This window comes from Pseudomonas sp. BF-R-26 (genome assembly GCF_019947395.1).
GTDB lineage: Bacteria > Pseudomonadota > Gammaproteobacteria > Pseudomonadales > Pseudomonadaceae > Aquipseudomonas > Aquipseudomonas farris.
Window position 1 is genome coordinate 212,160 of sequence record NZ_JAGYGK010000006.1, and the last position, 21,927, is coordinate 234,086.

The 21,927-nt window shown below is 60.4% G+C and carries 16 protein-coding genes; 10 read left to right on the forward strand and 6 right to left on the reverse strand.

From position 1 onward, the window contains the following. Entirely contained in the window at positions 1 to 1,086 is a 1,086-nt protein-coding gene (locus KGB18_RS10610) for an ABC transporter substrate-binding protein (protein ID WP_201062421.1), read from the reverse strand. Positions 1,087 to 1,609: 523 nt separating this feature from the next. On the opposite strand from KGB18_RS10610, the gene KGB18_RS10615 reads away from it, so the two are divergent. Together KGB18_RS10615 and KGB18_RS10620 are read left to right on the forward strand one after the other, a co-directional pair. After that, the gene (locus KGB18_RS10615; protein ID WP_123722370.1) at positions 1,610 to 3,268 is read left to right on the forward strand and encodes a nitrite/sulfite reductase; all 1,659 of its coding nucleotides are present in this window, start codon (positions 1,610 to 1,612) and stop codon (positions 3,266 to 3,268) included. After that, entirely contained in the window at positions 3,252 to 3,746 is a 495-nt protein-coding gene (locus KGB18_RS10620; RefSeq protein WP_038982933.1) for a DUF934 domain-containing protein, read from the forward strand. Before KGB18_RS10615 ends, KGB18_RS10620 begins: the two co-directional genes overlap by 17 nt. Positions 3,747 to 3,829: 83 nt before the next feature. Here KGB18_RS10620 and sohB read toward each other — a convergent pair whose 3' ends face one another. Beyond that, the gene (gene sohB / locus KGB18_RS10625) at positions 3,830 to 4,852 is read right to left on the reverse strand and encodes a protease SohB (RefSeq protein WP_123722369.1); all 1,023 of its coding nucleotides are present in this window, start codon (positions 4,850 to 4,852) and stop codon (positions 3,830 to 3,832) included. Between the two features lie 202 nt (positions 4,853 to 5,054). Between sohB and KGB18_RS10630 the strand changes: the two genes are divergently transcribed. The 7 genes from KGB18_RS10630 to KGB18_RS10660 all read left to right on the forward strand — a co-directional run bounded on the left by KGB18_RS10630 (position 5,055) and on the right by KGB18_RS10660 (position 13,779). Next, positions 5,055 to 5,765: a histidine phosphatase family protein gene (locus tag KGB18_RS10630; RefSeq protein ID WP_123722368.1), complete on the forward strand. Its 711-nt coding sequence runs from the start codon at positions 5,055 to 5,057 to the stop codon at positions 5,763 to 5,765. A gap of 64 nt (positions 5,766 to 5,829) precedes the next feature. Next, positions 5,830 to 6,144, forward strand: a complete 315-nt coding sequence (locus tag KGB18_RS10635; protein ID WP_123722367.1) for an SCP2 sterol-binding domain-containing protein — start codon at positions 5,830 to 5,832, stop codon at positions 6,142 to 6,144. Positions 6,145 to 6,448: 304 nt separating this feature from the next. Then, on the forward strand, positions 6,449 to 8,296 hold the full coding sequence (locus tag KGB18_RS10640) for an amidohydrolase (protein WP_123722456.1): 1,848 nt from the start codon (positions 6,449 to 6,451) through the stop codon (positions 8,294 to 8,296). Positions 8,297 to 8,630: 334 nt separating this feature from the next. Then, positions 8,631 to 10,349, forward strand: a complete 1,719-nt coding sequence (locus KGB18_RS10645; RefSeq protein ID WP_223569856.1) for a hydrogenase maturation protein — start codon at positions 8,631 to 8,633, stop codon at positions 10,347 to 10,349. A gap of 231 nt (positions 10,350 to 10,580) precedes the next feature. Beyond that, complete coding sequence (locus KGB18_RS10650) at positions 10,581 to 11,444, forward strand: LysR family transcriptional regulator (protein WP_123356843.1); 864 nt, start codon at positions 10,581 to 10,583, stop codon at positions 11,442 to 11,444. Positions 11,445 to 11,554: 110 nt separating this feature from the next. Continuing rightward, the gene (locus KGB18_RS10655; RefSeq protein ID WP_223569857.1) at positions 11,555 to 12,697 is read left to right on the forward strand and encodes a sterol desaturase/SRPBCC family protein; all 1,143 of its coding nucleotides are present in this window, start codon (positions 11,555 to 11,557) and stop codon (positions 12,695 to 12,697) included. Beyond that, on the forward strand, positions 12,694 to 13,779 hold the full coding sequence (locus KGB18_RS10660) for an SMP-30/gluconolactonase/LRE family protein (RefSeq protein WP_123722363.1): 1,086 nt from the start codon (positions 12,694 to 12,696) through the stop codon (positions 13,777 to 13,779). The genes KGB18_RS10655 and KGB18_RS10660 overlap by 4 nt, the downstream gene beginning before the upstream one ends. A gap of 248 nt (positions 13,780 to 14,027) precedes the next feature. On the opposite strand, the gene KGB18_RS10665 is transcribed toward KGB18_RS10660, so the two are convergent. After that, positions 14,028 to 14,270 carry a hypothetical protein gene (locus KGB18_RS10665; RefSeq protein ID WP_123722362.1) on the reverse strand — a complete coding sequence of 81 codons (243 nt, stop codon included), beginning with the start codon at positions 14,268 to 14,270 and terminating at the stop codon, positions 14,028 to 14,030. Positions 14,271 to 14,488: 218 nt separating this feature from the next. Here KGB18_RS10665 and KGB18_RS10670 point away from each other — a divergent pair, with 218 nt between their 5' ends. Then, positions 14,489 to 15,010 carry a DUF4142 domain-containing protein gene (locus KGB18_RS10670; protein WP_223569858.1) on the forward strand — a complete coding sequence of 174 codons (522 nt, stop codon included), beginning with the start codon at positions 14,489 to 14,491 and terminating at the stop codon, positions 15,008 to 15,010. A 182-nt stretch (positions 15,011 to 15,192) separates the two neighbouring features. Here KGB18_RS10670 and KGB18_RS10675 read toward each other — a convergent pair whose 3' ends face one another. From KGB18_RS10675 to KGB18_RS10685, 3 genes are all read right to left on the reverse strand, one after another. After that, positions 15,193 to 17,304 carry a PAS domain-containing sensor histidine kinase gene (locus KGB18_RS10675; RefSeq protein WP_223569859.1) on the reverse strand — a complete coding sequence of 704 codons (2,112 nt, stop codon included), beginning with the start codon at positions 17,302 to 17,304 and terminating at the stop codon, positions 15,193 to 15,195. Positions 17,305 to 17,435: 131 nt separating this feature from the next. Further along, a complete protein-coding gene (locus tag KGB18_RS10680) occupies positions 17,436 to 20,534 on the reverse strand; it encodes an error-prone DNA polymerase (RefSeq protein WP_411736814.1) in 3,099 nt (1,032 codons plus the stop codon). Next, positions 20,510 to 21,925 (reverse strand): Y-family DNA polymerase, encoded by a 1,416-nt coding sequence (locus KGB18_RS10685; RefSeq protein ID WP_201062428.1) that lies wholly within the window; start codon positions 21,923 to 21,925, stop codon positions 20,510 to 20,512. Before KGB18_RS10685 ends, KGB18_RS10680 begins: the two co-directional genes overlap by 25 nt. Between the last annotated feature and the right edge of the window lie 2 nt (positions 21,926 to 21,927).

The window sequence follows — 21,927 nt, forward strand, 5'->3', positions numbered from 1 at the left end:
TCAGTGCATCAGGGCTTGCAAGCTGAACGGGTAGCGATACGACGTCGGTCGCCCCTTGGCGGAGAGTTTCTGAAAATCCACGCCATAATCCTGAGTAGCACTCAACGCCAGCAACCGCTTGGCTTGTGCGTGATTGATCAGCTGCAACAACGGAATCTGCCGGTCGCGCCCACCGTACTGGCTGACATCCACCCCCATATCGTAGTCATGCAGTTGCACCAAGGCCCAACCACCCAGAGTGAAGTGCCCGCCCAACAGCACACTCAACCTCCCTTCCAACAGCGCCTGTAACGCAGTCGGTGAATTGTTGACGGCGCTGAACAGCGCGTCCTTGCCGGGTTGGCCGCCCGTTTCGGCGAAGGCCTGCATGGCGCCAAAGGCCATTTCATCGTTGGCCGACCAGACCAGCGACGTGTGCGGATAACGCTTGAACAATAACCTGGCCTGCTCATAGGCGCGCTCGCGGGTCCAGCCGCCGTAGACCAACTGACGCAACCGCACTTCAGGGTGTTCGGCCAATGCCCGCATCATGCCCTTCTCACGCTGTTGCGCGGCTGGCGTGATCTTCAGGCCAGAGAAGGCCACGAGATCAATGACCTGACCGGGCGCGACCGGACGATGCAGGCGAATCAGCTCCTTGAGCATCAAGTAGCCGCCCTCCTCATTGTTGGGCACCAGGCTGCCCAACCAGTCGGGATACTTGTCCGGCTGGGCACCGAGCAGGCGCATCTGGTCTGCGGTCAGGCCGTTGTTGACCAGAAACAGCTTCACACCGCTGCCTTGAGCCAGGCGCAGGATTTCGGGCGCGACGTACAGTTCGTTGACGAACACCAGATAGTCCGGTCGATTCGGCCCTTGCAGGGCTTCGCGGGCCTGCTTGAGAGTGGTTTCAGCGTTTCGCTCGGAATACTGGATGCGCAAATCCATGCCCAGATTCTTGGCCGCGGCCTGCATGAACTGCGAGTAACTGACCCAGAACACCTCTTGGGTGGTTCCCGGATTGAGGAACAATACAGACGCCGCCTGGGCACACGGCCCCAAGACCGTACCAAGCGCCAGCACTACACCACAGAAGAACTTCAACATTAAACGTCCGAGCCCCCGAAAATCCGCTGCGCATTATAGCCAGCGAAGTCCCTGGAACGGCGCTTATTCCGGCGTCTGTCCGACAATCGTCGGCGCCGGGCCCGGACGGGGTCGTTTATTGATGGCTGACCCAGAACACCGCTGTGCCCACGACCAGGATGATCAGGAACAAAATCGCCCAGGCATCTACCGTGCTATCGCTTTTCCCTGCTTTGGTTGGGTTGCTCATTGCATCGCCTCTTGTCGGTTTTATCGGTGATTGCATAAAGACTCGAGCACAGTTAAGACGATGATTGCCCGCACCACAAATGTGGGTTTTGCTCCTATGAGTTTCATTAGTCGTTTTGGTTCTTTACATATACTCAAACATCACTTTTGCGCATAACTGCAAACTGGTATCTTGCCTCCGCTCCGTTGGGAGTGCGCGGCCGTGCGCGCAGAATTGCCGAGGCAGTATCGGAAACTTCAGCAAGCGAAAAACGCAACTGGATCCGACCGGCCCAAGCCTGAGAACAGGACTTATATGTACGTATATGACGAGTACGATCAGCGGATCATCGAGGACCGCGTCAAGCAGTTCCGAGATCAGACCCGACGCTATCTGGCAGGCGAGCTGAGCGAAGAAGAATTCCGCCCCCTGCGCCTGCAAAATGGCCTTTACATCCAGCGCTTCGCGCCAATGCTGCGGGTGGCGGTGCCTTATGGCCAACTGACTTCGCGCCAGACGCGAATGATGGCCAAGATTGCCCGCGACTATGACAAGGGCTACGCCCACATCAGTACCCGGCAGAACGTGCAGTTCAACTGGCCGGCTCTGGAAGACATCCCGGACATCCTGGCTGAATTGGCGACCGTGCAGATGCATGCGATCCAGACCAGCGGCAACTGCCTGCGCAACGTCACCACCGACCAGTTCGCCGGTGTCGCGGCCGACGAGTTGATTGACCCGCGTCCGTGGTGCGAAATCGTGCGCCAATGGACTACTTTCCACCCGGAATTCGCTTATTTACCGCGCAAGTTCAAAATCGCCATCAACGGTTCGACGTCCGACCGTGCGGCCATCGAAGTCCATGACATCGGCCTTGAGCCGGTGCACAACGCCGCGGGCGAACTGGGTTTCCGTGTGCTGGTCGGTGGCGGCCTGGGCCGTACGCCGGTGGTGGGCGCGTTCATCAACGAGTTCCTGCCATGGCAGGACCTGTTGAGCTACCTCGACGCCATCCTGCGGGTTTACAACCGCTACGGCCGTCGCGACAACAAGTACAAGGCGCGGATCAAGATTCTGGTCAAGGCCCTGACACCTGAAGTGTTCGCGCAGAAAGTCGACGCGGAAATGGAACACCTTCGCGGTGGCCAGACCACGCTGACCGAGGCCGAAGTGCATCGCGTGGCCAAACACTTCGTCGATCCGGAATACCAGGCTCTGGACAACCAGACTGCCGAACTGACCGAACTCGACAAACAGCACCCAGGCTTCGCCCGCTGGCGCACCCGCAACACCCTGCCCCACAAGAAACCGGGTTACGTAGCCGTGACGCTGTCTCTGAAGCCGACAGGCGTTGCGCCAGGCGACATCACCGACAAGCAGCTCGATGCCGTTGCCGACCTCGCCGACCGCTACAGCTTCGGCCAGCTGCGCACCTCCCACGAGCAGAACATCATTCTGGCCGATGTCGAGCAGAGCCAATTGTTCGCCCTGTGGGGCGAGTTGCGCGAGCAAGGTTTCGCCACACCGAACATCGGTTTGCTGACCGACATCATCTGCTGCCCGGGCGGCGACTTCTGCTCCCTGGCCAACGCCAAATCGATCCCGATCGCCGAATCGATCCAGCGTCGTTTCGAAGACCTGGACTACCTGTTCGACATTGGCGAGCTGGACCTGAACATCTCTGGCTGCATGAACGCCTGTGGTCACCACCACGTCGGCCACATCGGCATTCTCGGGGTGGACAAGAAAGGCGAAGAGTTCTACCAGGTGTCCCTGGGTGGCAGCGCCAGTCGCGATGCGAGCCTGGGCAAGATCCTCGGCCCGTCTTTCGCACAGGAAGCCATGCCTGACGTGATCGAGAAGCTGATCGACGTGTACATCGAACAACGTACCGAAGACGAACGCTTTATCGACACCTATCAGCGTATCGGCATCGACCTCTTCAAGGAGCGCGTCTATGCAGCGAATAATTAAGAACAACGAAGTCGTCGACGAAACCTGGCACCTGTTGCCGAAGGACTTCAACATCGACGAGATCAGCAATTGCGACGACCTGATCGTCCCGTTGCAGCTGTGGCGCGAACACAGCCGCATGCTCAAGGCCCGCGATGGTGGCCTGGGTGTGTGGCTGGACGCCGATGAAGAAGCGGAAGAAATCGGTGACGACGTGGAAAATTTCCAGGTCATCGCCCTGAATTTCCCGGCCTTCACCGATGGGCGCAACTACTCCAACGCCCGCCTGCTGCGTGACCGTTATGGGTTCAAAGGCGAACTGCGGGCGATTGGCGATGTGCTGCGCGACCAGCTGTTCTACCTGCACCGCTGCGGTTTCGACGCCTTTGCGATCCGCGCCGATAAAGACCCGTATGAAGCCCTGGAAGGTCTCAAGGACTTCTCGGTGACCTATCAGGCTGCTACCGACGAACCGCTGCCGCTGTTCCGTCGCCGCTAAGTACGCGTACAACAAAAAGCCCTGAATCGGAAATCCGGTTCAGGGCTTTTTTGTGTCCGGCATAAACGATTACGCGACGGTGCTTACCAGAAGCGTTGCTGGGTCAAGCGGCTCCACCAGCTCAGCAATACACGATCGATCGAACCGCTGGCCGCGATGCCGATGCGCTCCTGCAGGCTTTTGCGTTCGGCGTAATGCAAATGGTAGAGCTCGGACTGCTTGGCGCGTTCGGCAAGGTATTCATCGCTGGTCTTGAGTTCATCTACCAGTTGCTTGTCGAGCGCCGCAATGCCCAGCCAGATTTCTCCGGTGGCCACTTCGTCGATGGCCAATTGCGGGCGATAGCGGGAAACGAAGTTCTTGAACAGCTGATGGGTGATGTCCAGGTCTTCCTGGAATTTCTCCCGGCCCTTCTCGGTGTTTTCGCCAAACACTGTCAGGGTGCGCTTGTACTCGCCGGCCGTCAGTACTTCAAAGTCGATGTCGTGTTTTTTCAACAGGCGATTGACGTTGGGCAACTGCGCCACCACGCCGATCGAGCCGAGGATCGCGAACGGCGCACTGATAATTTTCTCGCCGATGCACGCCATCATGTAGCCGCCGCTGGCCGCGACCTTGTCGATGCACACGGTCAACGGCACGCCGGCTTCACGAATCCGCGCCAGTTGCGAAGACGCCAGGCCATAGCTGTGAACCATGCCGCCGCCGCTTTCAAGGCGCAACACCACTTCATCCTTCGGCGTGGCGAGGGTCAGCAGTGCGGTGATTTCGTGGCGCAGACTCTCAGTGGCCGACGCCTTGATGTCACCGTCGAAATCCAGCACGAACACCCGCGGTTTGGCCTCGGGTGTCTTCTTTTGTTTTTTCTCGGTTTTAGCTTGGGACTTACGCAGGGCCTTGAGCTGATCCTTGTCGAGCAAGGTTTGCTCCAGGCGTTCGCGCAGCCCTTTGTAGAAATCATTGAGTTTGTTGACTTGCAACTGCCCGGCCGACTTGCGCCGACCTTTGCTGCGCAACGCCGCAAAACTGGCCAGGACCACCAGAATGGCGATCACCAGAGTCACGGTCTTGGCCAGAAAAATGGCGTACTCGAACAAAAGCTCCACAGGGACTCCTTCAATCAATGCGCGGGGTAAACACGCGCGGGATACCTCCAGCATACCCATCCGCCGGCCTGACGGCCAGCCGTGAAACCTCTGGCAACGGGCCTGTAACGGGCATTTCAAACAAGCGTATGTTTTTTCATTGACAGCTCACCGCCATCCTCATAACCTCGCCAAACCTTCAACGTACCGGGATGACGCGGACGTGGGCAGCATCTACTTGATTCGACATGGCCAGGCCTCCTTTGGTGCAGACGACTATGACGTCCTGTCGCCGACCGGAATTCGCCAGGCAGAACTCCTCGGCCAGCACCTGGCCGAACTCGGTGTCAGCTTCGATCGCTGCCTGTCGGGTGACCTGCGCCGTCAGCAACACACCGCCAACAGCGCGCTGGAACAATTCGCCGCCGTCGGGATGCCGGTGCCGGTGCTGGAAATCGATTCCGCCTTCAACGAATTCGACGCCGACGCGGTGATCCGTGCCCTGCTGCCGGCCATGTTGGAGGACGAGCCCCAAGCGCTGGATATCCTGCGCAACGCCGCACAAAACCGTGCTGAGTTCCAACGTATCTTTGCCTTGATCATCGAGCGCTGGCTCGCCGGCACCTACGACACGCCGGGCCTGGAGAGCTGGCTGGGTTTTGTCGAACGCGTGCAGGCCGGTCTGCATCGATTGCTCGAACAAGCCGACAATACCCAGAAAATCGCCGTGTTCACTTCCGGTGGCACTATCACTGCCCTGCTCCACCTCATCACACAAATGCCCGCAAAGCAGGCGTTTGAACTGAACTGGCAAATCGTCAACACCTCGCTCAACCTGCTTAAGTTTCGTGGTCGCGAGGTGGCCCTGGCTTCCTTCAACAGTCATGCACACCTGCAACTGCTGAAGGCCCCGGAACTCATCACGTTTCGCTGAGTCCGGATTATTGTGACCCTGGCTGTAATCACCCAGCTCTTATTACCCAAGAAAGGATCGAACCATGACCTCCGTAGCTGATGCCGTACAAGCAATGAAAGCCAAGTTCAACCCAGCCGCTGCTGCCGGTCTGGACCTGGTATTCGGTTTCCGCATCGACGACACCAAGAACTTCTCGCTGATCGTCAAAGACGGCACCTGCGACCTGCAAGAAGGCGAGAACCCGGACGCCCAGGTCACTCTGGTAATGGACGGCGAAACCCTGGAAGGCATCGTTGACGGTTCGACCGACGGCATGCAAGCGTTCATGAGCGGCAAACTGCGCGCTGAAGGCGACATGATGCTGGCCATGAAACTGTCCGAGCTGTTCCCGGCCTAAACACGCCGCTCCCGTCTTTCGGGAGCACGTCTGGCTGCAAACGAATCCCGCCCCTCGTGGCGGGATTCGTCGTTTTCGCCCTCGGAAAACGGCTATCTGCGGATTTGCCGACTATATTCCTTCTGGCCGCATGCGTCAGACATCGGCTGTTGATCCCCGCTTCTTTGTGAAGAACTTTCTGGAGAGCGCTGCCATGAGCCCACCTGACGAGCACAACGACTTCAGTCGTCGCCGTGTATTGCAAGGCCTTTCGGCAGGCGCCGTCGGTGCCTGGGTCAGCCCACTATTCGCAGGGAGTAAAACCATGCCCGATGCCCCGGCCGATCTGATTCTTTACAACGGACGCCTGCACACCGTCGACCGCAAGAAACCCCAGGCCAGCGCCGTCGCGATCAAGGACGGACGCTTCGTGGTGGTCGGCAGCGATGCCCAGGCCATGGCGCTGCAAGGCCCCGGCAGCCAGATCATCGACCTGCATGGCCGCACGGTGATTCCCGGTCTCAATGACTCCCACCTGCACTTGATCCGTGGCGGCCTTAACTACAACCTCGAACTGCGCTGGGAAGGCGTGCCGTCCCTGGCCGATGCCTTACGCATGCTCAAGGAGCAGGCCGATCGCACGCCAACGCCGCAATGGGTGCGGGTGGTCGGTGGCTGGAACGAGTTCCAGTTTGCCGAGAAGCGCTTGCCGACGATTGAAGAACTGAACAAGGCAGCGCCGGACACCCCAGTGTTCGTCCTGCACCTCTACGACCGCGCCCTGCTCAACCGTGCCGCGCTGAAAGTCGTCGGTTATACCCGCGACACGCCGAACCCGCCGGGTGGCGAGATCCAGCGCGATGCCAGTGGCGACCCCACCGGCATGCTGATTGCCCGACCCAATGCGATGATCCTTTACTCGACCCTGGCCAAGGGACCGAAGTTACCGCTGGAGTATCAAGTCAACTCGACCCGCCAGTTCATGCGCGAACTCAATCGGCTGGGCGTCACCAGCGCCATCGATGCCGGCGGCGGTTATCAGAATTATCCAGACGATTATCAAGTCATCCAGCAACTGGCCAAAGACCAGCAGCTCACGGTGCGCATTGCCTACAACCTGTTCACTCAAAAACCCAAGGAAGAGCTGACCGATTTCAAAAACTGGACCAGCACTTCCCATTACGGTCAGGGCGATGACTTCCTGCGGCACAACGGTGCCGGGGAAATGCTGGTGTTCTCGGCAGCGGATTTTGAAGACTTCCTCGAACCCCGCCCCGACCTGCCGCAAACCATGGAGCAGGAGCTGGAACCGGTGGTGCGGCATCTGGTGGAACAGCGCTGGCCCTTCCGCCTGCACGCCACCTACAACGAATCCATCAGCCGCATGCTCGACGTGTTCGAGAAGGTCAATCGGGATATTCCGTTCGACGGCTTGCCATGGTTCTTCGATCATGCTGAAACCATCACCCCACGGAACATTGAACGGGTCAAAGCCTTGGGCGGCGGTATCGCCATCCAGGATCGCATGGCGTTCCAGGGCGAGTACTTTGTCGACCGTTATGGCGCGAAGGCGGCTGAAGCGACACCCCCGATCGCGCGCATGCTGGCCGAGGGTGTGCCGGTGGGCGCCGGCACCGATGCCACGCGCGTGTCCAGCTACAACCCCTGGACCTCGATGTACTGGCTGGTCAGCGGCCGCACCGTCGGCGGGTTGGCCCTGTACCCGCAAGGCTTGAGCCGCGATACGGCGCTGGAACTGTTCACCCACGGCAGCGCCTGGTTTTCTTCCGAACAAGGCAAGAAAGGCCAGATCAAGGTCGGGCAACTGGCGGACCTGATCGCACTGTCGGCGGATTACTTTCACATCGAAGACGAAGCCATCAAATGGATCGAGTCGGTGCTGACCATTGTCGATGGCAAGATCGTCTACGGCAGCGTGGAGTTCGAAAAACTGGGACCACCGCCTATCCCGGTGGTGCCTGAGTGGTCGCCCGTGGTGAATGTACCGGGACACTGGAAACCACTGGCGCCGCTGACCGCGCAAGTGCACCAGTGCGTGGGCGCTTGCGCGGTGCATGCCCACAGCCATGAGCGGGCGCGGTTGTCGTCAGCGCCGGTCAGTGACTTTCAAGGGTTCTGGGGGGCGTTTGGCTGTTCGTGTTTTGCGTTCTGAAAAAGAGAAAAGATCGCAGCCTGCGGCAGCTCCTACAGGATCGATTTCACCCGCAATATTTCGGTGAATATAAATCCTGTAGGAGCTGCCGCAGGCTGCGATCTTTTGATTTTCAACCCCAGCATTCCCCACATACATTTGAAGCAATAAAAAAATCAGGATCCACTCACCCACAGAAATAAGCCGCTCGGCCGCCAATGAAATACCCACTGACACAAGCTTGACCTCGATCAGTTGCTCACTCCCTCGCAATCACTACTATCGCGCTTCCATCGAAGGCCACGGACGGCTCATTGGGAGCCTGCGACCCGTTATTCTCAAGGAAGAGTCAATCATGCGGTCATTAAAAATCATTCTGCTGGCGTCAGCATTCAACGGGCTGACTCAACGGGCCTGGCTGGATTTACGTCAAGCCGGCCACTCGCCCAGCGTGGTGCTATTCACCGATGGTGACGCGGTGTGCGAGCAAATCGAACACTCGGGCGCCGATCTGGTGATCTGCCCGTTCCTCAAGGACCGGGTACCGCAACAGTTATGGAGCAACCGCCAGCGTCCCGTGGTGATCATTCATCCGGGCATTGTCGGCGACCGTGGCGCCAGTGCGCTGGACTGGGCGATCACCCGTGAACTCGGCCGCTGGGGCGTGACCGCGTTGCAAGCGGTGGAGGAAATGGATGCCGGACCGGTCTGGGCCACCTGTGAATTCAACCTGCCCCAAGGCTTGCGCAAATCCGAGTTGTACAACGGGCGCGTCAGCGATGCCGCGATCTCCTGCATTCGCGAAGTCGTGGAAAAATTCATCGCCGGTTTTGTTCCGGTGCCCTTGGATTACAGCCAACGCCATGTGATTGGCCGCTTGCAGCCGAACATGAAGCAAGCCGACCGCTCCTTCAGCTGGCACGACAGCTCACGCTTCATCCAACGCTGCATCGACGCTGCCGATGGCCAGCCCGGCGTATTGGCGAGCCTGGCTGGCGGTCAGTATTACCTGTACGACGCTCACCTGGATTCGCGCAGCGGCACGCCGGGGGAGATTCTCGCGGTGCACGACGATGCGGTGCTGGTGGCGACCGGCGATAGCAGCCTGTGGATCGGCTCGCTGCGACGCAAACCCCAGCCCGGTGAAGAAACTTTCAAACGCCCGGCCCGGCATGTGCTCGCCGAGCAGCTGGTGCAAGTACCGACCCTTGATTGGTCGATCGCTTCCCTGCCCTTCAACAATGAGTCCTATCAACCGATCCGCTATCGCGAATCAGGCCATGTCGGCGAACTGACCTTCGAGTTTTACAACGGCGCGATGAGCACCGAACAGTGCCAGCGACTGGTGGAAGCCCTGCGCTGGGCCAAGTCCCGGGACACCCAAGTGCTGCTGATCAAGGGCGGGCGCGGCAGTTTCTCCAACGGCGTGCACCTCAACGTGATCCAGGCCGCAGCGGTTCCAGGGCTGGAAGCCTGGGCCAATATTCAGGCCATCGATGACGTCTGCCAGCAACTGCTCAGCGCCCGGCAACTGGTAGTCAGCGGCCTGACCGGCAACGCCGGGGCCGGCGGCGTGATGCTGGCGCTGACCGCCGACATCGTCTTCGCCCGGCCCGACATCGTGCTCAATCCCCACTACAAAACCATGGGCCTGTACGGCTCCGAATACTGGACCTATAGCCTGCCCCGCGCCGTCGGCCAGGCAATGGCGGAACAACTCATTGAAGACTGTCTGCCGATCAGCGCCACCCAAGCCTTGCAACTGGGCATGGTCCAGGAAATCGGCCCGCGCTGCCCCGACGAATTTGGCCTGTGGTTGTTGCAGCGGGCCAATGGTGCGTTGAGTGATCCGGCGTATCAGGCGGTGCGCGAGCGTAAAAGCCAGCTCGATACTCAACTGATGCAGCACTGTCGCAATGCCGAGCTGGAAGAGATGCAACTGGACATGGTGCAGAACCGCAAACAGTTTGCCGAGAAGTGCCGAAATTTTGTGTTCAAGCGCAAGGCGTGTGGCACGCCTCAGCGGTTGGTGGCTGAATGGGCGCAGGTGAAGGAAATTGAATTGGCAGATTGATTGTTTGGCATGAAGTAATTAGGTCGGGCAGTGAAATCTGTGGCGAGGGAGCTTGCTCCCGTCCGGCTGCGCAGCAGTCGTAAACCATCCGATAAGGTGCATCTGAAAAACTGCAGTGGCAGGTTTTGGGGCCGCTTCGCGCCCCAGCGGGAGCAAGCTCCCTCGCCACAGACGGTATCCGCTGGCGGCGCCTGCTCTTACAATGCCCGCACCTCCCACATCGGCCAGCCCATGGACATCGACCTCGCCCGCACTTTTCTGGAAATCGTCCGCCATGGCAGCCTGGCCGCGGCGGCTGAGAAGCTGCACGTCACCCAAACCGCGATCACTGCCCGCGTGCAGAAGCTCGAAAGTCAGCTCGGCAGCACGCTGTTCGTGCGCAACCGCGCCGGGGCGCGCCTGACGCCGAACGGCGAGGCCTTTGTGGTTTACGCCAATCAACTGGTGCAAACCTGGGAAGCGGCGCGCCGGGACTTGCCGCTGCCCGAGGGCTACCGCGACGTGCTGCACATCGGTGGCGAGGTCAGTCTGTGCAACCCGTTGATGCTCAGCTGGGCCGGCGAACTGCGCGAGAAAATCCCCAGCCACGCCTTGCGCATGGAAATCCGCGACGGCGAAAACCTGCTGCGCCAACTGGAGCTGGGGGTGCTGGATGCGGCGCTGGTCTATCAGCCCGAGTACTGGCCGCGCCTGCAAGTCGAGCAGGTGCTGGAAGAAAAACTCATCCTGGTACGACTGGCCGGACGGCCCGATCCTTACGTGTATATCGACTGGGGCCCAGACTTCCGTCGTCAGCACGATGCCGCATTGCCGGAGAAGGCCAAGGCAGCCTTGAGCTTCAACCTCGGCCCGCTGGCCTTGCAATACATTCTGGAAAACGGCGGCAGCGGCTATTTCCGCACCCGCGTGGTCCAGAGCTACCTGGAAAGCGGCGTGCTGGAGCCAGTGCCCAAGGCTCCGGAGTTCAGCTATCCGACCTACCTGGTCTACTCCCGGGACCGCGACTCGGCGACCTTGCAACGAGCCTTCGATTTGCTGCGCGAAGTGATCAAGACGGACGACGACTGGTCCCAGCGCTGGAACCCGTTGACCTGACGCCAGGCGCCTTGCACCGGAGCATGGCGCTTGTGTCCTCAAGGTTGGGCCAGCCTCTACGGCGAGATCGACTAATCTGCTGGTTATAACAATAACCACAGGTGAACGCAGTGAGGCAGACCACCGAAGCATTCCGCGCGCGCTACCGTGCCGATATTCATCCGCTCTACAACCCTTGGTTGCACGGCGCCTTTGTGCTGCTGTTCGGGTTGCTGGCCATCGGCGCGTTCTGGAGCACCGTGCATCAGGTACACCCCCTGGAATGGCTGACGGTGCCGCTGACCCTGTTGTTCTTCAACTTCGGTGTCTATGTCGTACATCGGCATCTGGGGCACCACAAAAAGCGCCTGGCGCAAATGTTCTACGCCCGTCACGCCGGTGACCATCACAGCTTTTTCACCCCCGGCCACATGACCTACGACAGCGCCCGGGACTGGCGGGTGATTCTGTTTCCGGCCTGGCTGATCGTGTTGCATACCCTCGTCATCACCGCGCCCGCCTGGTGGCTGTTGGCTCAGATCAACGGCAACGTCGCGGGGCTGTTCGGCGGCTGCATGGTCCTCGGTTACCTGACTTATGAAGTGTTCCATGCCTGCGAACATCTACCACCCGGCAACCCGCTGACACGTCTGCCATGGATCCGCCAGATGCGCCGTCTGCACGAATTGCACCATCGCCGTGAGCTGATGCAGGAGCGCAATTTCAATATCGTGTTTCCACTGATGGACTACCTTTTCGGCACCCTGCACTGGGAACCGGAACAAGCGCCTCCACACCTGACGAGAACGCCCACCCGTCTGCAGCACGTGGTCGACATCGCTGGAAATCCGCTCACCGTGCTCGCCTACGCCAGCACCGCGACACGTTGGCCGGAGTGGCATCCGTCCTCCCTCAAAGTCGATGGCCAGAGCGGCCCGCTGTATGCCGGGGCGCGGTTCGAGGAAGACATTCGGGCCGGCGGCCGTGAGGGGCATTTGCGCTGGGAGGTCGATGAATACCTGCCCGGTCGCCGCTGGAGCGCTCGGGCCTGGGGCGATCATGGGCTATCGTTGGTGGTGACTTACGAGTGCGAGGCTGAGGGCGACGGCACGCGGTTTGTCCGCACTCTGGAATATTGCTTCAGCGGTATGGTGATGCGCATCACCAATCGACTGTTGCTCAAGCGGCGCATCGAGCGTGAATCGGCGCAATCGATGCTGGCGTTACGCGAGATGGCGCAAAAACATCTGGCCTCGACAGGAGTCACCGCGTGAGAGCCCTCAAGTTTCGGCATTTATTGTTGCTGTTGATCATTGTGATTGGCGGCCTCCTGTTGTTATTACCGACCAAAGTCCAGCCGATCGCCTGGACACCGTCACCGGCGCCCTCCCTCATCGACGGCATCTACACAGACAATCAGCGCCTCAAAGGCGTGGAGCGTGTCGGCGCCGCTGACATCGACGGCCCGGAGGCGTTGCTGCTGGAGGAAGGCGTCCTCATCACCGGTCTGCATGACGGCCGGTTGATTAGCACCAGCCTCGACGGCAAGACCACCAAGGTGCTGGCCGATACCGGTGGCAGGCCATTGGGCCTGGCGCGCCATCCCAATGGTTTGTTGGTGATCGCCGACGGGGTCAAGGGTTTGCTGTCGCTCGATGCTCAAGGCCGTGTGATTGCATTGAGCACCACGGCCAACAACGTGCCCTTCGGTTTTACCGATGACGTGGTCATCGACAAGCCCGGGCATTACGCCTATTTCAGCGATGCTTCCAGCCGTTGGGGTTACGGCAAGGATGGCGAGGCAATCATCGAGCACGGCGGCGACGGCCGATTGCTGCGTTATGACTTCCAGACCGGCACGACGACGGTCTTGCTGGATAAGCTGGAGTTCGCCAACGGAGTGACCCTGGGGCCTGACGATGCGTTTGTGCTGGTCAACGAAACCGGTGCCTATCGCATCAGCCGCTATTGGCTGACCGGGCCGAAAGCCGGAACCCACGATCTGTTCATCGACAATTTGCCAGGGCTGCCGGACAACCTGGCATTCAATGGTCGCGACCGTTTCTGGGTGGCGCTGTATGCACCGCGCAATGCACTGCTCGACGCCACGGCGCCCTACCCTCTGGTACGCAAAATGATCGTGCGCGCGATGACGGTCCTGCCCAAACCGGTGGAGAGCCGCGCCTTTGCCCTCGGCCTGGACCTCGACGGTAAAGTGATTGCCAATCTGCAGGACGCCAGCAGCGGCAACTACTCACCCATCACCACCGTGCGCGAGTATGGGGACTGGTTGTATCTGGGTTCGCTGAAAGCACGGCACATGGCGCGGTTGCCGTTGAGTACGGCATTGCAGTAGTCACGGTGATCAAACTGTGGGAGCGGGCTTGCTCGCGAAGGCGGACTGACATTCAACATTGATGTCGACTGGCATGACCTCATTCGCGAGCAAGCCCGCTCCCACAGTTGATTCAGGTTCGTTTTGGAGAGCTTTGGATGGGGCACCTCGCATGGAGCCGCAAAGTCGGGCTCTGATCATTCGAGGTACCGGTATTTGTCCCCGTTCCAATTTTTCAGCCGCCGGTCGTCAGTGGCTTGATACAGAAGTCAGGACGGCGTCTGGAGTCGTTCAACGATCTTATTCTTGACCAGCACGCGCTTCTCCTTGAGCTTCTTCAGTTCGTCATCGCTGAGCGCGTCCGATTGGGCGGTCTCAGCCTTTACCACCTCGGCGTCCGCCTGAGAATACTTGTTGATCAGTGAATCCAGTAACGGATCCTTGGTGCGTTTTTGCTGGATCTCTTCCTTCGAAAGTTTCAGATCCTGATACAGATCATGAGTCACCGGCATGGAACACCTCCGTTTGTTAATCGGTAGCAAACGCGATTGATTGCGCTCACCAGCTATCAGAATGGCCTTGCTTACCGTGTTCTGTCGACCGTCTATCAGACCAGCGGTGTCCGTTCGTCGTCCTGTCGCAAACGCGATAAAACCTTTGCATTAGCGCCCGCCTCCATTGATTAACGATCACCCGGATCGCTCATGAAAACCTGTGTGGAGAATGACCGATGGACGGATTCAATCTGCGTCACCTCGCCCTGGCTGTAGCCTTGAGTAGCAGCATGGGCACGGCTTTTGCCGCCACCTCCAACGACTTCGTCGATGACGCGGCCGAGGGTGGCATCGCGGAAGTCGAGACCAGCAAACTGGCCCTGGAAAAAAGCTCATCGGCCGACGTCAAGGCGTTCGCCAAGATGATGGTCACCGATCATACCAAGGCCAATGAAGAGCTGGCGGCCCTGGCGAAAAAGCATGACATCGAGATGCCAGACACGACGACAGTGGTCAAACAGGCCAAGGAAAAAATTCTTGACCTGCGCGATGAATCCTTCGACACGGCCTATGCCAACAATCAGGTAAAGGCTCACGAAAAAACCATTGAACGGTTCAAAAAAGAAGCCAACACAGTGACGGACGACAGGACCAAAGGCGCCACCGAACTCAAGGCATTCGCGCAAAAAATGTTGCCGGCGCTGGAAAAACACCTGGATATGGCGAAAAAACTCCAGGCGGCTCATCCCGACAAATAATCCCAAGCTTGAGGCCAGGTGCGGAACCTGTGGGAGCGGGCTTGTGTGGCGAGGGGGCTTGCCCCCGTTCGAGTGCACAGCGCTCACAGGTCCTGGGTCCGCTGCGCGGCCCAACGGGGGCAAGCCCCCTCGCCACACAATCCCGCTCCCACATGGATTGCGCAGTCAATGAAAATCCAGAATCAACCACCCAGCACGCTGCGGATCATGCTCAACAGCGCTTCAGGGCCATAGGGCTTGCTCAACAGATAAGTGTCGGGGCTAAGTTGGTGATTGCGCGAAATGATGTCCCGGGTGTGGCCGGAGGTAAACAGCACCGCCACCGGCGGATTCTGCACCTTGGCCCAAGCGGCCAGGTCCGAGCTTTTGATCAGACCGGGCATAACCACATCGGTGAAAATCAGGTCCACCGCCGCGCCATCGAGCAACATCTGCATGGCCAGGTCACCGTTGGCCGCGGTCAGAACCTGATAGCCCTCTTCACGCAACAAGTCCACCGCCGAGCCACGCACCGCTTCGTTATCCTCGACCACCAGAATGGTTTCGTGTCCGCCCCGGTGCTGCGGATCATGGCGCGTTGTTTCACCGGGCAACGGGCGCAAGCTGCGCGGAAAATACAGCTGCACCCGAGTGCCCTGCCCGACGACGCTGGAGATCTCGATATGCCCGTCGCTCTGTTTGACGAAACCGAACACCATGCTCAAACCCAGGCCGGTGCCCTGGCCGTCGGCCTTGGTGGTGAAAAACGGTTCGAAGGCCTGTGCGAGCACTTGCGGCGGCATACCGACACCCGTATCAGCCACCGCGACGCAAACATAGTCGCCGGCGACGATGCCCTTGCCTGCGCAAAACTTGCGGTCGAGGGCAATGTTCTCGGCGCTCAGGGCAATGGTCCCCTCGCCGTTCATGGCGTCTCGAGCGTTGATCGCGAGGTTGAGAATGGCGTTTTCCAGTTGATTGCGGTCCACGTAGAGATGCCATGGATCGTCAGGCGCCGTCACCTTGATCTGGATAGTTTCCCCCAGCGCCCGCTGCAACAACTCTCCCAGGCCTTCGAAGATCTGCCGTGGATCGCAGACCGCCGGCGACAAAGGCTGACGACGGGCGAATGCGAGCAATTGCGACGACAATTTGGCACCGCGCTCGACGGCGGCAATCGACGCACTGACCCGGCGTTGCACGTTGGCGTTGTCCGGCTCGTGACGCGCCAGCAAATGCAAGTTGCCGGCGATGACCTGCAACAGGTTGTTGAAGTCATGGGCCACGCCACCAGTGAGACCGCCGATGGCTTCGAGTTTTTGTGACTGACGCAACTGCTCTTCGGCCGCCAGCCGCGCTTCGACCTCGTCGGCGACGCGCTGCTCCAGGTTGCGGGTGAATTTGAGCAACGACTCTTCGGCGCTCTTGCGTTCGTGGATGTCAATCAACACCCCGGGAAAGCGGAACGCCTCGCCTTGCTCATTGAACTCGCAGCACCCGCTGGCGAGCACCCACAGGTAACTGCCATCGGGACGCAGAACCCGGTATTCAGCGTTATAGGGAATGCCGGTTTCCACCGACTGATTGAGCCGCTCCTGAACCCAGCTACGGTCGTCGGGATGAATCTGCATTTCGGCGATGATCGGTGGCAGGTTGGTCAGGTCCTGGTCGGGCGGATAGGAAAACGTGCGGGCGAAGCGTTCGTCGGCAGACAGCACATTAGCCTTGATGTCCCAGACGAACGAGCCGAGCAAAGCCCCGGCATTAAGAGCCAGGCGAACTCTTTCGTTGTCGGCGCGATAGGCGCTTTCGGCTTCCTGGCGGCGGCGCTCGGAAATCACATGATCCGTGGTATCGACCACCATCGCCATGACCCCGGCGGGGTGTCCGTCATCATCGGCGACGGGACTGTAATAAAGATCCATCCAGACGTCTTCGGGTACGCCATCACGCAACAGCACCAGGGCTTTGTTGTGATAGGACAAGGTACCGCCCGCAAGGCAGATATCCACTACGTGGCGATTGAATTCGGCGACCTCTGGCCAGCCCAACTCCACCGGGGAACCCAGCAGGTAAGGATGGCGCCCACCGGCAAATCTCGAGTAGGCATCGTTATAGATCATGTAGCCGGGCCGGCCCCACAGCATCACCATCGGCAGGGGTGAGGCGAGCAATAATTGCACCGCGCTGCACAGGCTCCCGGGCCAGGTATCGATGCTCCCGAGCTCGGTCAGGCTCCAGTCGAACGCGCGAATGCGTCCGGCCATTTCGCCGCTCCAGCCGGTACATCCGTGGCTATTGTCTAGAAACTGCATCGACTGGCCTATGTCCTGTGAATGACATGTTTTCAGGCAGTGCAACGGCGTGAGGAGACGGTGCGTGCCCGTTTGTTTCGAGCACCGCCGACGCCAATGGTTTCATAGAGGTATAGCTGAATGTCTCAGGTTCAGCGGAAATCCCGGCTACGCACATGGATACCGTCGAGCAATGAACTCAGGTCGCTCAAGCGTCCGGCAATCAGATGCCGCACCTCGCCTTCCTTTTCCCAACGCCCATCGACCTTGAGCAATTGCGAGCCGACCAGTACCTGCCGTTGCCGTTCGGCCAAGTCGCGCCAGACCACCACGTTGACGTTGCCGAACTCGTCTTCAAGCGTCACGAAGGTCACGCCGCTGGCGGTACCCGGGCGTTGCCGGCCGGTGACCAATCCGGCGACGCTGACCGGTCGGCCGTGCTCGACATCCATAAGTTCTTTCGAGCTGCGACAACGCCGGGCTTTCAATTCACCCCGCAGCAATGCCAGCGGATGCGGGCCGAGGGTGGTGCCGACACTGTTGTAATCGGCTTGCAGGTCTTCGCCCACGGTGGGTTTGGGCAGAGACACCGCCGGCTCTTCCTGGCTCGGCAAACCGGCAAACAAGCCGAGCTGCTTCTGTACCCCCGCCACTTCCCAGCGCGCCCGATGCCGGTCACCGGCCAGCCCGCGCAACGCTCCGGCATCGGCCAGTTGCTCCTGGGCGCGAGCATCGAGTCGCGCCCGTTCGCCAAGGTCGGCGATGTCGGCAAACGCCCCTTTCGACCGTGCGACTTCAATGCGCCTGGCATCGTCCTCGCGAAAGCCTTTGATCATCCGCAACCCCATGCGAATGGCCGGCTGCGCGCCGGTGATCGGTTCCAGGCTGCAATCCCAGTCACTGGCCCGCACGTCCACCGGACGAATCTGCAAATGATGCCGGCGGGCGTCCTGAAGAATCTGGTCCGGGCTGTAGAAACCCATGGGCCAGCTGTTGATCAGCGCACAGGCGAAGGCCGCCGGCTCGTGGCATTTCAACCAGCAACTGGCATAGGTCAGCAAGGCGAAACTGGCGGCGTGGGATTCGGGAAAACCGTAATTGCCGAAGCCTTTGATCTGCTCGAAGATCTGCGCGGCGAACTCCGCCGTGTAGCCGTTTTTCTTCATTCCGTCCGCCAATCGCTCCTTATGCGGTTCCAGTCCGCCGTGGCGTTTCCAGGCGGCCATGGAACGGCGCAATTGATCGGCCTCGCCGGGGCTGTAGTCGGCGGCAACAATCGCTATCTGCATCACCTGTTCCTGGAACAGCGGCACGCCCAACGTACGCTTCAGCACCGCTTCAAGTTCTTTCGACGGGTAGATCACCTCTTCTTCGCCCTTACGCCGCCGCAGATAGGGATGCACCATCCCGCCCTGAATCGGCCCCGGACGAACGATCGCCACCTCGATCACCAGATCGTAGAAATTCTTGGGCTTGAGCCTCGGCAACATCGACATCTGTGCCCGGGATTCGATCTGGAACACCCCGATGGTGTCCGCATGGCCAATCATTTCGTAGGTTTGCGGATCTTCGGCCGGCACCGTCGCCAGGCTCAGGTCACGGCCACGGTGCCGACGCAGCAGATCGAAACAACGACGAATCGCGCTGAGCATGCCCAGCGCGAGGATATCGACCTTGAGCAACCCGACCGCGTCCAGATCGTCCTTGTCCCACTGGATGATGGTGCGCTCGGCCATGGCGGCGTTTTCCACCGGTACCAGGCTGTCCAGGGGCTGTTCGGAAATCACGAAACCGCCAGGGTGCTGGGACAGGTGCCGGGGGAAACCGATCAACTGCCCCGTCAGGCTCAGCACCCGGCGCAACACCGGGCTGTCGGGATCGAAGCCTCCTTCACGCAGGCGCTCTACGGGCGGCGCCTGATCACTCCAGTGACCGCAACAGTCGGCCAGGGCGTTGACCTGATCCGGCGGCAAACCCAGTGCCTTGGCCACATCGCGCACGGCGCCGGCACCATGGTAAGTGCTGACCACCGCCGTCAGTGCCGCACGGGCGCGACCATAACGCTGGAATACGTACTGCAGGACTTCTTCACGCCGTTCGTGTTCGAAGTCCACGTCGATGTCCGGCGGCTCGTTGCGCTCTTTGGAGAGAAAACGCTCGAACAGCAGCGTGCTCCGCTCCGGGTCAATCTCCGTGATGCCCAGCACGTAGCACACCGCCGAATTGGCGGCAGAACCGCGCCCCTGACAGAGAATGTGTTGCTTGCGGGCGAAATTCACAATGTCGTGAACCGTCAGGAAATAACTTTCGTACCCCAACTCGGCAATCAGCTGCAGTTCCTTGTCGATCTGCGCCAACACCTCGGCTTTAGGACCTTTTTCCCAGCGCCACCGAACACCCTTTCCTGCCAACTCCCGCAGCCAGGACGTGGCCGTGTGACCTTCAGGCACCAGCTCCCGGGGATATTGATAACGCAACTGACCGAGGTCGAACGTGCAGCGCCGGGCGATGCTCAGCGTTTCGTCGAGCAGTGCCTGCGGATAGAGATCGCGCAAGGCGTCGAGGCTGCGCAAATGCCGTTCGCCGTTAGGGTGCAGACGCAACCCGGCCTCGGCCACCGATAGGTGATGGCGGATCGCGGTCATGGTGTCCTGCAAGGCACGCCGGCCGCGGGCGTGCATGTGCACATCGCCGCTGGCCACCGCCGGGATTCGCAGTTCCCGCGCCAGGGTCAGCAGCGCCGCCAGTCGCCGGATGTCATCCTGCCCGCGATGTAACTGAACGCTCAGCCACAGGCGCTCGGCGAAAGCCTGCTTCAGCCAGTGACCCTGCTCAAAGTCATCGACGGCGTCCGGCACCCACAACGCCAACAGCCCCGGCAACGGCTCGCCGAAATCCTCCCGCAGCACCTGATACTGGCCTTTCTGCGTGCGGCGTCTGGCGCGAGTAATCAGGCGACACAGGGTTTGGTAACCCTCGAGGTTTTCCACCAGCAGCACCAGTTTCGGGCCGTCTTCGATGCGTATTTCACTGCCGATGATCAGCGGCAATTCCACGGCCTTGGCCGCCTGCCAAGCGCGGACGATGCCCGCCAGGGTGCATTCGTCGGTGATCGCCAACGCTTGATAGCCCTGCTTTTTCGCCCGTTGAAAAAGCTCAAGCGCACTGGAAGCACCGCGCTGGAAACTGAAGTTCGACAGGCAGTGCAGTTCGGCATAATCGACACTCATGCGAACCAGCCTTGCAGCCACAACGGACCGCCCTCACCCACCGCCCGATAGGCCCAGCCCTGCTGACCGGAGCGAGTTTCGATCAGGTAGTAATCGCGGCGCACGTCGTCGCCGTCCCACCAGCCCGACTCGATGCGTTCCGGCCCCATGAGGATGCGCGTCGAACCTTCGTGTACTGCCTGCGGTTCAGTCAGTAACCAGCCCGGACGTTGCACGGCAGGCAGCACCCCACAGGCCTGGCTGTCGACACTGGCCTGCCACGCGCATTCCGGCCGGTGATCGGCCTGGAACCGCAAGCCTTGCACCGCGTCATCTCCCAATCGCGCGCGCAAGCGTTCGCGCAGTTGCTCCCAAGGCAAGGATTGCTGCGGACGATCATCGAACAGTTCCTGGTACTGGGGCACAAAGGCCGGTAGCTCTTCGGCGCGCAGACGAAAACCGCGTACCGGCGCCTCCACCTGAACTTGCTCCAGCCTCCCTCGGGCCAGTTCGAACAGCATCGCCGGATCGCGCTCGGCGCTGAGCAGGCCGACCTTGATCAGCGTGTCTGGCAACCCGGCGTGCTCCAGGTGCAGGTCAAACCGCTGCACACCGCTGTCCCGCCCGCAGAGGAAGGCCGCCAGATCGCCGGTCAGCCTGCGCAACGGAAACAGCAATGCCTGATGGGATTGCACATCGAAATTAAGCTCGATGCGCACATCGAAACGGTCCGGCGGCAGGTAAAACGCCAGCGCCAGCCGTCGCTCGCCGAACAGGGTGTCCAGATGCTTGAGCACCTGAGCCTCGAAACGCCGGGCCAGGCTATGTCGTGGCAGCGCCTGCACCTGACTCAAGGTGCGCAGCCCCATGCGCGACAATGCCGTGGCAACGCTTGGCTCCAGAGCGATCCGGTCGACGGGCAACTGCCCAAGGTGGTACTGCAAGGCTGCATTGTCCGGCACCACCAGACCGTCATAAACGTTGGCCAGCACCCGCGCCGCCACCGGATTGGGCGCGGCGACAATCCGGTGACGAAACCCCAGCTCGCCAAGTTCGGCCCGCAACCGCGTCTCGAACTGCGGCCAGGGCCCGAACAAGCCCAGGCTGGATTCGATTTCAAACACCACGGCTCGCGGGTAATGCACGCTGACCTGGGAACTGAACCGATAGGCCCAGGCAGCCAGGAACTGCTGCCAGTGTTCGATCTCCGTTGCGTCGTATTCGGCGGTGACAAAACCTTTGCTCAAGGCCTGAGCGGCGGTCATCGACTGGCCGGGCCGCAAGCCCAGCGCCCGCGCCGAACCGTTGACCGCTTGCAGCACCCGACGCTGGGCCGGGCCAGTCAGCAGCGCCAGCGGTTCGTCGGGGTCGGGGCGCTGGCGCAGTACCGCGTCCAGTGCCAATTGCGGGAAGAGAATGCAAACCCAGCGCATGG